The sequence below is a fragment of the Serratia sp. BIGb0234 genome (genome assembly GCF_024809915.1).
GTDB lineage: Bacteria > Pseudomonadota > Gammaproteobacteria > Enterobacterales > Enterobacteriaceae > Serratia > Serratia liquefaciens.
Map to the genome: position 1 here is coordinate 762,950 of NZ_JANUEI010000001.1, position 11,209 is coordinate 774,158.

General features: G+C 53.4%; 11 protein-coding genes. 5 read left to right on the forward strand and 6 right to left on the reverse strand.

Features of this window, described 5'->3' with window-relative positions; all coding sequences use genetic code 11:
- The first annotated feature begins 26 nt into the window (after window positions 1-26).
- From pqiA to rmf, 4 genes are all read left to right on the forward strand, one after another.
- Window positions 27-1,343: a membrane integrity-associated transporter subunit PqiA gene (gene pqiA / locus M2407_RS03680; protein ID WP_020826165.1), complete on the forward strand. Its 1,317-nt coding sequence runs from the start codon at window positions 27-29 to the stop codon at window positions 1,341-1,343.
- Window positions 1,330-2,973, forward strand: a complete 1,644-nt coding sequence (gene pqiB / locus M2407_RS03685) for an intermembrane transport protein PqiB (RefSeq protein ID WP_020826166.1) — start codon at window positions 1,330-1,332, stop codon at window positions 2,971-2,973. Before pqiA ends, pqiB begins: the two co-directional genes overlap by 14 nt.
- On the forward strand, window positions 2,970-3,527 hold the full coding sequence (gene pqiC / locus M2407_RS03690; RefSeq protein ID WP_044549599.1) for a membrane integrity-associated transporter subunit PqiC: 558 nt from the start codon (window positions 2,970-2,972) through the stop codon (window positions 3,525-3,527). Before pqiB ends, pqiC begins: the two co-directional genes overlap by 4 nt.
- Before the next feature lie 271 nt (window positions 3,528-3,798).
- Window positions 3,799-3,969: a ribosome modulation factor gene (gene rmf, locus M2407_RS03695; protein WP_071827009.1), complete on the forward strand. Its 171-nt coding sequence runs from the start codon at window positions 3,799-3,801 to the stop codon at window positions 3,967-3,969.
- A 70-nt stretch (window positions 3,970-4,039) separates the two neighbouring features.
- On the opposite strand, the gene fabF is transcribed toward rmf, so the two are convergent.
- From fabF to M2407_RS03715, 4 genes are all read right to left on the reverse strand, one after another.
- Window positions 4,040-5,308 (reverse strand): beta-ketoacyl-ACP synthase II, encoded by a 1,269-nt coding sequence (gene fabF / locus M2407_RS03700; RefSeq protein ID WP_259216762.1) that lies wholly within the window; start codon window positions 5,306-5,308, stop codon window positions 4,040-4,042.
- A complete protein-coding gene (locus M2407_RS03705; RefSeq protein ID WP_048761943.1) occupies window positions 5,305-5,832 on the reverse strand; it encodes a helix-turn-helix domain-containing protein in 528 nt (175 codons plus the stop codon). Before M2407_RS03705 ends, fabF begins: the two co-directional genes overlap by 4 nt.
- A gap of 129 nt (window positions 5,833-5,961) precedes the next feature.
- Window positions 5,962-6,480, reverse strand: coding sequence for a bifunctional 3-hydroxydecanoyl-ACP dehydratase/trans-2-decenoyl-ACP isomerase (gene fabA / locus M2407_RS03710; protein ID WP_012006178.1), 519 nt, complete (start codon window positions 6,478-6,480; stop codon window positions 5,962-5,964).
- A gap of 68 nt (window positions 6,481-6,548) precedes the next feature.
- Window positions 6,549-8,300 (reverse strand): Lon protease family protein, encoded by a 1,752-nt coding sequence (locus tag M2407_RS03715; RefSeq protein WP_259216764.1) that lies wholly within the window; start codon window positions 8,298-8,300, stop codon window positions 6,549-6,551.
- A gap of 209 nt (window positions 8,301-8,509) precedes the next feature.
- On the opposite strand from M2407_RS03715, the gene matP reads away from it, so the two are divergent.
- The gene (gene matP, locus M2407_RS03720) at window positions 8,510-8,968 is read left to right on the forward strand and encodes a macrodomain Ter protein MatP (protein WP_122080598.1); all 459 of its coding nucleotides are present in this window, start codon (window positions 8,510-8,512) and stop codon (window positions 8,966-8,968) included.
- Window positions 8,969-9,070: 102 nt separating this feature from the next.
- On the opposite strand, the gene ompA is transcribed toward matP, so the two are convergent.
- Both ompA and sulA read right to left on the reverse strand, forming a co-directional pair.
- Window positions 9,071-10,147: a porin OmpA gene (gene ompA / locus M2407_RS03725; protein WP_020826172.1), complete on the reverse strand. Its 1,077-nt coding sequence runs from the start codon at window positions 10,145-10,147 to the stop codon at window positions 9,071-9,073.
- A gap of 358 nt (window positions 10,148-10,505) precedes the next feature.
- A complete protein-coding gene (sulA, locus tag M2407_RS03730; protein WP_044549608.1) occupies window positions 10,506-11,012 on the reverse strand; it encodes an SOS-induced cell division inhibitor SulA in 507 nt (168 codons plus the stop codon).
- Window positions 11,013-11,209: the final 197 nt, after the last annotated feature.

Sequence of the window (11,209 nt, forward strand, 5' to 3'; positions counted from 1 at the left end):
GGTGAGCGACGTTGTTAAGGAGGATTATGGTGTGTTCCCACGAGAATCACGAGCAGCACAGTCATGCAACACACGCAAAACAGCAACAGGACAATCTGATGCTGTGTCCACAATGCGACATGTTGGTGGCCTTGCCGCCGCTGGCATATGGTTCAAAAGCGGTATGCCCGCGTTGTAAAACGACCCTCAGCTCCCGCTGGCAGGAACCGCGCAAGCGGCCAATCGGCTATGCACTCAGCGCATTGTTCATGCTGCTGCTGGCGAATATTTTCCCGTTTATCAATATGCGCGTTGCCGGCCTCGGTAACGAAATCAAACTGATCCAGATCCCGCAGGTGATGGTGGCGGAAGACTACGCCAGCATGGCCACGTTGTTTATGGTGTTCGTACAGTTGATCCCTGCATTCTGCATGGTGGCGATCATTGTGCTGTGTGCCCGAGTGCGTATCCCCCTTGGCCTGAAAGAGTGGATGGCCAAGATGCTGTTCCAGTTTAAAACCTGGTGCATGGTGGAGATTTTCCTCGCAGGGGTGTTGGTCAGTTTCGTCAAGCTGATGGCCTATGGCGATATCGGTATCGGCAGCAGCTTTGTGCCTTATTGCCTGTTCTGCCTGCTGCAGGTGCGCGCCTTCCAATGTGTCGATCGCCGCTGGTTATGGAATGACATTGAACCTGCACCGCGGCTCGATCGTCCAATGCAGGTTGGGCACATCGGGTTGCGCCAGGGCCTGCGCTCTTGCCAATGCTGTACGGCGATTCTGCCGGCCGAGATGACCCGTTGCCCACGCTGCCACACCAAAGGTTATGTCCGTCGCCGCCACAGTTTGCAATGGACATTGGCACTGCTTGTCACCTCTATCATGCTGTATATTCCGGCTAATCTGCTGCCTATTATGGTTACCGAAGCCCTGGGCAACAAAATCACCTCTACCATCATGGCCGGGGTGATCCTGCTGTGGGGCGAGGGATCTTATCCGGTGGCGATGGTGATCTTCATCGCCAGCATCATGGTGCCGTCGTTGAAAATGTTGGCGATTGGCTGGTTGTGCTGGGATGCTAACGGCAGGCATAAACCCCGGGCTGATAGCGAACGGATGCACCTGATTTATGAAGTGGTTGAATTCGTTGGCCGCTGGTCAATGATCGACGTGTTTGTGATTGCCGTGCTTTCGGCATTGGTACGGATGGGACAATTGATGAGTATTTATCCTGCTACTGGTGCACTGCTGTTCGCCATGGTGGTGATCCTCACTATGTTTGCTGCCATGACGTTTGACCCCCGGCTGACCTGGGATCGCGTAAATGAAACAATAAAAAAGGAGCCGCAAGGTGACGGAAAATAATCATAGCGTCGCGGACGTTGAAAAGATCAAGCGCTGGTCGCCGGTGTGGATTATCCCCATCGTCACTGCGCTGATCGGCGCCTGGATCCTGTTTTACCATTTCAGCCACCAGGGGCCTCAGGTGACGCTGGTCACCACAACCGCTGAAGGTTTGGAGGCGGGTAAAACCAAAATCACCAGCCGTAGCGTTGACGTCGGTGTAGTGGAAACCGTGACCCTGAGCGATGACCTGAGCAAGGTGGTGGTGCAGGCTCGGTTAAACTCCGGCATGGAGAAATTGCTGCGCGAGGATACCGCCTTCTGGGTGGTGAAACCGCAGATTGGCCGTGAAGGCATTTCCGGTCTGGGTACGTTGCTGTCTGGTGCTTACATCGAGCTGCAGCCGGGCAAAAAAGGTAAAGAGAAAAACGATTACCAACTGCTGGATGCACCACCGTTGGCTTCTCCGGACGCCAAAGGTTTGCGCATCATACTGGACAGTGAGAAATCGGGTCAGTTGAATGCCGGCGATCCGGTATTGTTCCGTGGCTACCGCGTTGGCTCGGTAGAGACCAGCTATTTTGATCCGAAAATGCGCGCCATGCGTTATCAGCTGTTCGTCTCCGCTCCTTACGACCAACTGGTGACCAGCAACGTTCGCTTCTGGAAAGACAGCGGCGTGGCCTTCGACATGTCCGCGCAGGGGATGCGGGTAGAAATGGGATCCCTGGCTACGCTGTTCAGCGGTGGCGTCAGCTTTGACGTGCCGGACGGTTGGGATCGCGGTGAGCAGGTAAAAGAGAAAACCGAATATCAGCTGTTCGATAACCAACGCAGCATCCAGGATTCGTTGTACACCGTACACAAAGATTACCTGATGTTCTTCTCCGACTCGATCCGTGGCCTGCAGCCGGGTGCGCCAGTTGAGTTCCGCGGTATCCGTTTGGGGACCGTGGCGCAAGTACCATTCTATAAAGAAGGTATGATGCAGCGTCTGGATAACGACTACCGGATCCCGGTGCTGATCCGCATCGAACCCGATCGTTTCCAAAAACAGTTGGGCGGCAATTTCGATATTGAAGGCCATCTGAAAGATGCTGAATCTCGCGGTATGCGTGCTGCGCTGAAATCTGCCAACCTGTTAACCGGTTCACTGTATATCGATCTGGATTTCTATCCGCAGGAGAAACCGTGGAAAGGGCCGCGTGAGCTGTTTGGCTATCCGTTGATGCCGACCACCAGCGGCGGTCTGGCGCAGATCCAACAGAAACTGATGCAGACCTTGGATAAGATCAACGCGATGCCATTGAATCCGATGATCAACGAAGCGACCAAGACCCTGGCGGAAAGTCAGAAAACCATGAAGTCGACGCAACAGACCATGAAATCGTTGAACGACATCATCGCCAGTAAAGAGATGAAGGCACTGCCGCAGGATATGCAGAAAACGCTGCAGGAGCTGAATCGCAGCATGAAAGGCTTCCAGCCAGGTTCACCGGCCTACAACAAGATGGTCGGCGATATGCAACGTCTCGATCAGGTGCTGCGTGAGTTGCAGCCAGTGCTGCGCACCCTGAACGAAAAGAGCAACGCGCTGGTATTTGAAGCCGCGGGCAGTAACGATCCTCAGCCGAAGAAGGCCAATAAATGATGAAATGGATTCCTGTAGCCCTGGCGCTGGTACTCAGCGCCTGTAGCAGCACACCACAGAAAACCTACTACCAACTGCCGGCGCTGGGTGCGCCGACACAGGTGAGCGGCGGTGAGACTTCTCGCCAACTGTGGTTGGAACACGTCACCGTGGCGGATTATCTGGCGCAGAACGGCGTGGTTTATCAAACCAATGATGTGCAGTACGTTATTGCTCAGAATAACCTGTGGGCCAGCCCGCTCGACCAGCAGTTGCAGCAAACGCTGGTCACTAACCTGAGCAGCGCATTGCCGGGCTGGGTGGTCTCCTCCCAGCCGATGAGCAGCGATCAGGATGTGTTGAACGTGACGGTCAGCGGTTTCCATGGTCGTTTTGATGGCAAGGCGATTATTCGTGGCGAATGGGTGCTGAGTCATCAAGGCAAGCTGACTAAACGGCCATTCAGCCTGGAGCTGAAACAGGGCGAGGATGGTTACGATGCGTTAGTCCGTACCCTGGCGCAAGGCTGGCAGCAAGAGGCGCAGTCCATCGCCTCGCAGGCCGGTCGTTTTTAGTCATAATTTGGACTAAAAAGGTCTAATCCCTTCCGATGAAAAATATTAAAACTTTTCGTCGGGAGGGATTTTTATTTTATTTCAATCAGTTAACCTCTTCCTCGGCATATCAGCCACTTAGCCAATTCTGCGTGTGTAGCTCACAAATATGACATTGGCGTGAATTTTGCGCATTGATCTTCCCTTCATTTAGCGCTATTGCTTATACGTGGCTGCACAAAAAGCAGCCATTGTTTTCTTTCCACCAGACCAAATATGAGGGAAACGAGGCATGAAGAGACAGAAACGCGATCGTCTGGAAAGGGCGCATTCACGAGGTTATCAGGCAGGTATCTTAGGGCGTTCTAGGGAATATTGTCCCTACCAATCATCTGTGGACGCCCGGTCTCAATGGCTGGGAGGTTGGCGAGAAGCCATGGAAGACAGGGCTGTGACCGCTTAAGCGGCTCTCTGTCAAAAAAAAGGAATAACCTCCGCTCCGGGCGGAGGTTTTTGTTTAAACCGTCTTATTCCTACCAGCGTTTCAGCAAGATACTCGCATTCACGCCGCCAAAGCCAAAGCCGTTCGACAGCGCGTAGTTGATGGTCATTGGTTGCGCTTTATTGGCCACCAAATGCAATCCCTCGGCCGCCGGGTCTGGATTATCCAGATTCAGCGTGGCTGGTGCGATCTGATCGCGCAGTGCCAGCGCCGTAAATATGGTTTCCAGCCCGCCTGCAGCCCCGAGTAAATGTCCCGTAGCAGATTTGGTCGACGTGATGGCTATGCTGCCCCCGGTACCGAACAGGTGTTTAATGGCGTTGATCTCACCCAAATCACCGACGGGTGTTGAGGTCGCGTGGGCATTCAGGTGCTGAATTTGCTCCGGTGTGACACCGGCCTGTTTCAGCGCAATTTTCATTGCGCGATAGGCGCCGTCACCGTCTTCAGCACCGGAGGTCATGTGGTAGGCATCGGCACTGGTACCGTAGCCGACAATTTCTGCCAGTGGTGTGGCACCACGCGCCAGCGCATGTTCCAGCGTTTCAATAACCAACATGCCGGCACCTTCCCCCATGACAAAACCGTTGCGGGCACTGTCGAATGGCCGGGAGGCTTTTTCTGCCTCTTCAGGTGACGTTGTGGACATGGCGCGCGCTGCGGCAAAGCCCCCGAGGCTGACGGTGTCGATTGCGGCTTCTGTACCGCCACACAGCGCGATATCGGCCTCATCGTTACGAATCATGCGTACCGCGTCACCAATAGCCTGTACGCCTGCTGCACAAGCGGTAACGGGGGCGCCGATCGGGCCCTTGAACTGGTGTTTAATCGACACATGACCGGCCGCCAGATTGACCAGGAACGAAGGAATGGTAAATGGCGAAAGGCGTTTGGCACCCCGGCTGTCGGTGGTACGCACCGCGTGAGCAATCGCCGGAAAGCCACCGATACCGGAGGCAATCACGGTTGCGGTGCGCTCCTGCTTATCTTCCGTATCCGCTGTCCAGCCTGCCTGACGAATGGCCTCATCGGCCGCCGCCATCGCCAGCAGAATAAAGCGGTCCATTTTCTTTTGGTCTTTTGGCGCTACGGAGCTGTCGGGATCAAAACCTGCCTCGGCATCCTGCTCCAGTGAAGGCACCTGCCCGCCGATTTTAACCTGCAGGTCGGCAACGATCTCTTCCGGTAGCGGACGAATACCGGACTGGCCATCCAGCAGACGCTGCCAGATAGCCTCTACGCCGCATCCCAGTGGCGAAACGGCGCCCATGCCGGTAATGACTATACGACGACTGTTCATAGTGACTCCTTGGATGATTCGGGGGGGAATGCAGAAAGGTTCTGCTGCATCAGGGCCGCGCGTTGGCGCATACCGTCGGTCGCTGCCGGCCCTGGCGCTAAGGTAATATTATGCAGCGCGATAGGCTGCCGGGTAATGCTGTCGATCAGTTCTACGCGTATTGGCTGCCCGGTACGGCGGTCGACCAATTCCGCGCTAATGCCGTCATCGGCCAGATGGGTATTTCCCCAATGGAACAGGGCCGCGAGCACTGGGAAGAAATCTTTACCGCGTTCGGTGAGCAGATACTCATACCGTACTGGCCGGGTTTGATATCGCTGCTTATGCAGGATACCGCTTTCCACCAGGTATCTCAGGCGGCGGGTCAATATGGTGGGCGAAAGCCCCAGGCTTTGCTGGAATTCATCAAACCGCGATAGGCCATGGAACGCATCGCGAAGTATCAGGATGCTCCACCATTCTCCCACGCGGTCCAGTGAGCGGGCTACTGGGCATGGCATGTTGTCAAAACGGGTTTTCTGCATGGCATACCTCCTGGTAACTACAATAATTGTAGTTACTATTTAGCCGCCATGAACCTGAGTTTTAAAGCACAGGGCATAATAGCGGCGGGGAAATAAAACGGCGACCGGGAAGGGCCGCCGTGACTGCGATTAGAACGCAGCAGTGTCCTTGAACAGGCCCACTTTAAGATCGCTGGCGGTGTAAATCACCTGGCCGTCGACCAGAACTTCACCATCTGCCACACCCATAATTAGCTTACGGATGATCACGCGTTTGAAGTTGATGCGGTAGGTGACTTTCTTCGCGGTCGGCAATACCTGGCCGGTGAATTTAACTTCACCCACGCCCAGCGCACGACCTTTGCCTTCGCCACCCAGCCAGCCGAGGTAGAAGCCTACCAACTGCCACATGGCATCCAGACCCAGGCAGCCTGGCATCACTGGATCGCCGATAAAGTGGCAACCGAAGAACCACAGGTCAGGATTGATATCCAGTTCCGCTTCCACATAGCCTTTGTTGTGGGTACCACCGTCTTCGGTCATCTTGACCACGCGGTCCATCATCAACATGTTACCTGCCGGCAACGGCGGGCCGCCGGCGCCAAACAGCTCGCCACGGCCGGATGCTTCGAGGTCTTCTTTCGTATAGGAGTCGCGTTTTTCTACCATGTTCTCAGTAAACCTTATTTTAATGAAGGGCGCAGATTAGCTTACACGTGTACGCTGAACAAGTCCGATCAGCCGTGGTTGAACCAGTTGAGCCAACGAAGTGGCCACGGCCAGCGCCGGCGTTCCTGCGGATTCACCTGTGCAATCCGTTCCTGAATCGCAGCCAACAGATTAGGTTGCTGTTCATCAGAGTAAGGATAACCGGTGAGTAATGGCAAGGCCTCTGCGGCGCTGTCGACGGCCCACAGATGGAATTGCCCCTCGCGCACCGCATCGACTACGTCCTGGCGTAGACACAGGTGGCGCACGTTGGTAGCGGGCATGATGATGCCCTGCTTGCCTGTCAAACCGCGACGTTGGCAAACTTCGAAAAAGCCTTCGATCTTCTCGTTGACGCCGCCAATAGGCTGAACATTGCCGAATTGGTCGACGGAGCCGGTTACCGCAATCTGCTGGGTAATTGGCTGCGACGAGAGTGCACTGATAAGCGCACATAACTCGGCCAGTGAGGCGCTGTCGCCATCCACTTCGCCGTAAGATTGCTCAAACACGATTGAAGCCGAGAAGGGCAGCGGCTGGTCCAGTTCCAGTTCGGAAATCAGGAACGCCTGCATAATCATCATGCCTTTAGCATGCAGATTACCGCCAAGTTCGGCTTTGCGCTCGACGTCGGTAAATTCACCATCGCCAAGATGCACCACACAGCTGATGCGAGATGGTTCGCCAAAGCTGCGTGGGTGGCCAGGATATTCCAACACCGACAGGCCGTTGATCTGGCCGACGACTTCCCCCTCGGTTTCAATCAGGATTTGGCCCAGCTCAATTTCATCCTGCATCCGCTCTGCGAGGTAGCTTTCACGCCACTCGCGGGCATTCAATGCGGCTTCGAATGCTTTGGCGGTGATGCTCTCTTCCTCGGCATACAGCGCCGCTTCAGAAAGTTGTTGGCTGATCCACTGCGGGGAGAGCGGCAGATTGCCCTGATCGCCGCTGTGACGCACGGCTTGAACCATTAACGGATACCAGGCATCGGCGGCCAGCGGTGGTAGCTGCTTCTCGTCGATAAGGGCATTGACGTAGCCACACCATTGCACCATGTCATCGATTTCGGTGAGTTGCAGATCTTCTTCGTATTCGCCGTAGACCGCCTGCTCGCTCAGCTCCGGCTCGATATCATGGAAATCGGCCAGGCCGTGGCGATCGCCCACAACGATTAGCCGTAATTCCAACGGCATCGGGGGAATGGCAATCGGCAGCGGTCGCGTTTCATCCGGGGAAACCCAATGGAATTGGCGCTGGGTGATCATTTGCTTCAAGCGCAGCCACAGTAACGGCTGAGCCAGCAGGGAACGTGCCGACAGGATCAGCACGCCACCGTTGGCTTTATGTACCAGACCGGGTTGCAAGCTGATTTCATTGTTGTGGATCCTGACGCAGCCAAACAGCTGCTCCGGCTCAATCCACTCCTGAAACACACAGGCGCCACCGGCCGCAAAGGCTTCATCACCCTGGCTTGCGGGTTCAACGCTGACTTTGCTGCCTTGGATCACATAGTGACTGCCCTTAAACGCGGTATTCTGCGGTTGCAGTTGCTCAACTGCCTGGGCTATCAATGCCAGATACTCACGCGTTTCCTGCGCTTTCAACAGCATGAAACGCGGTGGCGACTGTGGATGGCAAAACAGCGTCAGTGCATTTTCCAGCCGAGGCTGAATGGAAGCAAAGGACACGGGCGCCAACTGCGCGGCGGTATCAAATATCGCTTGATAAGGCGTAACGTCCGGCAACAGTGATTGCCATTCAAGTCGGTTATTGGTCAAAGTGTTAGATGCAATCGTCAAAAAGGGAAAGGGCGATTATACAAGAATAACGACAGCTTGATACATGCAGAGTCGTAGTTGGTGTCAGGGAGTTTGACATCGCGCGATGACTGTGCAAAAAACAGTCTAAAAGAGGGGTAATTGCCGGGGAAATTCGGCGCAAAGCTGTTATGCTTAATTAAAGTTACGCGGTCACTGAAGAGCTCATGATGAAATATCAGCAACTGGAAAATCTGGAGAGCGGTTGGAAATGGAAGTACCTGGTGAAGAAGCATCGGGAAGGGGAAGCTATTACCCGCCACATTGAAAACAGCCTTGCTCAGGAAGCCATTGAAGAGCTGCTGAAGCTGGAAAATGAGCCGGTAAAAGTGCTGACGTGGATTAGCCACCATATGAATCCGGAACTGGATAACCGGATGAAGCAGACGATCCGCGCACGGCGTAAACGTCATTTTAACGCAGAACACCAACATACGCGTAAAAAATCTATCGATCTGGAGTTTTTGGTTTGGCAGCGTTTGGCCGGCCTGGCTCGTCGCCGCGGCGTGACTTTGTCAGAAACCGTGGTCCAGCTGATTGAAGATGCGGAACGTAAAGAGAAGTATGCCAGTCAGATGTCATCGCTGAAACAGGATTTAAAAGCCATTCTCGGTAAAGACGAACAGTAAGTCCCGTTCCGTGATTCCTTGAAAGGGGGCACGTAGCCAGTTCCGCTGATTTTGAGCGAAAAAAAACCCCGCATAGCGGGGTTTTTTACTAAGAGTGGTAGCTTAGCCTTGTGGCTGAGTTACAACGTCTTTGATACCTTTAACTTCGATCTCTACGCGACGATCTGGTGCCAGGCAATCGATCTGTGCTTTGGTAGCACGACCAGCTTTGTAGCCACAGGTGTTACCAGTGACGGAATCAGCTTCGCCCATACCACGTGCAGAGATTTTGTCTGAAGGAATACCTTTAGATACCAGGTAGTCAACAACGCTTTGAGCGCGTTTTTCAGACAGTTTCTGGTTGTACTGGTCAGAACCAACGGCGTCGGTGTAACCCAGAACTACAACAGAACCATCTTTAGGATCCATGGAGCTCAGCTGAGTGTACAGCTGGTCCAGAGCCTGTTGGCCTTCTGCTTTCAGAGTGGATTTGTTGAAGTTGAACAGCACGTCAGACTTCAGAGTGAAACGCTTGGTTTCAACAACTGGAGCTGGAGCCGGAGCTGGTGCTGGAGCAACAACATCATCCTGACCGAAACGGTAAGAAACACCCAGGCTCAGCATGGTGTTGTCTGGACGTGCGCCGACAGTACCTGCATCACCGATGTTGCTAACGAATTGGTAGTCCAGGCGAGTAGCCCAGTTTTTGGTCAGTGCGTACTCAACACCCACTGCAGCCAGCGGAGAAACGCCAGTGTCGTGGTCGCTCAGACGAGTGCCATTGCCGTAGTTAGCTTTGGAATCAGCACGCCATACCATACCACCCAGACGAGTGTAGATGTCCAGATCGTCGATGATTGGGTAGCTCAGTTTAGCTGCCAGTTGAACGCCCTGTGCTTTGAAAGCACCGTTGTTCACGCTGCCTTTGTAAGGCATACGGCCAAGCCAGTCATAGCCCAGCTCGAAGCCCAGGTATTGGTTCGCCTGGTAACCCAGGAACGCGCCAGCACCCAGTTGATCTTTATGGGTCGGACCATTGCCGATACCATTCTGGTAACCGTTGCCGTAGAAACCAGTGTCATGGTACTGGGACCAGCCCAGTTTAGCACCGGTGTACCAGGTATTATCTTTTGGGGCGGCTTGCGCTACGGTAGCGAAACCAGCCAGTGCCACTGCTAATGCGATAGCTGTCTTTTTCATTTTGCGCCTCGTTATCATCCAAATAGGCAATGAGCTTTAAAGCTGTTTTAAGCCCTTGGTTAAATTCCTTCGCCAAGGTTTGAGCCCTCGTTTGTTACTCGGCCAGTTTATCTGGCGTTATAGAGCAACCTTGGCGATGTAAAGTCTACAACGTGGCGCGAAAGTTACAAGTGTGATGTGATAAAGCTCTAAAAAAAAACGCGGAATCGTACATATTTACTAACATTAACCGGCAAAAAAACGAGCAATTCAGCCTTCGTTTTGGGCCGCGGAACCGCAGCCGCACTCGCTTTTCCCCTGATCCCATAAAGGTTCCCTTGAAGAACGATGAAAATGATGGGAAAAATCCTAAATTTACTTAATGATACAAAGAAGAGTGAATTTTTAGGGTGGAACACTGTCCGTGAATCGGGTTTATGTCACGTTGAGGACGCATAATGAACCCATAAGCGTTACCTAATTCTGCCGCGCGTCTTAATTTTAGACGATCTTCTTCCGTAAGATCGGGTAACCAGCCGAGTACGACACTGTAATTTCCCGTCAGTAACGCTTTTTCCATCGCTTCGACCGTGTCCAGCGGACTGATTTGGCTCAGCTGCACCACTTTCCCAACCGGCAGGCCGGACTGCTGTAGCCACCTTTTACTCAGCTTTTGCTGTGGAGTCAGCCATAACAACCAGCGCGACTGCATGCCCAACTGCTGTAGCAAAGGCAGCAACAATTGCGCCACTGCGGGCTGATGCTCGTTGTAAACAAGTTCACTGATAAGGCCATTTTTGTTGCCGGCATCTGTGTTTTCTGCAGCATTGTTCACCGCAAAAGAGGTGTGGCTGAAATGGGTTTTGTAGAGTGATTGAGTACGCATAAAGTATCCCGCCCGTAGTGTCACTGTATATTTATACAGTACATCCAGTTGTCAGTAAGATCAACCCAAATCTTCGTAGCACCTCGCATAATTGCGATCATTTTTTATACGGCAGAGTTTTGTGATTGGCATGCCCATGGATAGTGCGTATTTTTCTAATTACTTGTTCACGTTAGTTTTATTTCATTGATACGGGA

Coding starts and splice junctions, on each gene's coding strand:
- pqiA (WP_020826165.1), top strand. CDS start 27: ATGGTGTGTTCCCACGAGAATCACGAGCAGCACAGTCATGCAACACAC.
- pqiC (WP_044549599.1), top strand. CDS start 2,970: ATGATGAAATGGATTCCTGTAGCCCTGGCGCTGGTACTCAGCGCCTGT.
- rmf (WP_071827009.1), top strand. CDS start 3,799: ATGAAGAGACAGAAACGCGATCGTCTGGAAAGGGCGCATTCACGAGGT.
- fabF (WP_259216762.1), bottom strand. CDS start 5,308: ATGAACAGTCGTCGTATAGTCATTACCGGCATGGGCGCCGTTTCGCCA.
- M2407_RS03705 (WP_048761943.1), bottom strand. CDS start 5,832: ATGCAGAAAACCCGTTTTGACAACATGCCATGCCCAGTAGCCCGCTCA.
- fabA (WP_012006178.1), bottom strand. CDS start 6,480: ATGGTAGAAAAACGCGACTCCTATACGAAAGAAGACCTCGAAGCATCC.
- matP (WP_122080598.1), top strand. CDS start 8,510: ATGAAATATCAGCAACTGGAAAATCTGGAGAGCGGTTGGAAATGGAAG.
- ompA (WP_020826172.1), bottom strand. CDS start 10,147: ATGAAAAAGACAGCTATCGCATTAGCAGTGGCACTGGCTGGTTTCGCT.
- sulA (WP_044549608.1), bottom strand. CDS start 11,012: ATGCGTACTCAATCACTCTACAAAACCCATTTCAGCCACACCTCTTTT.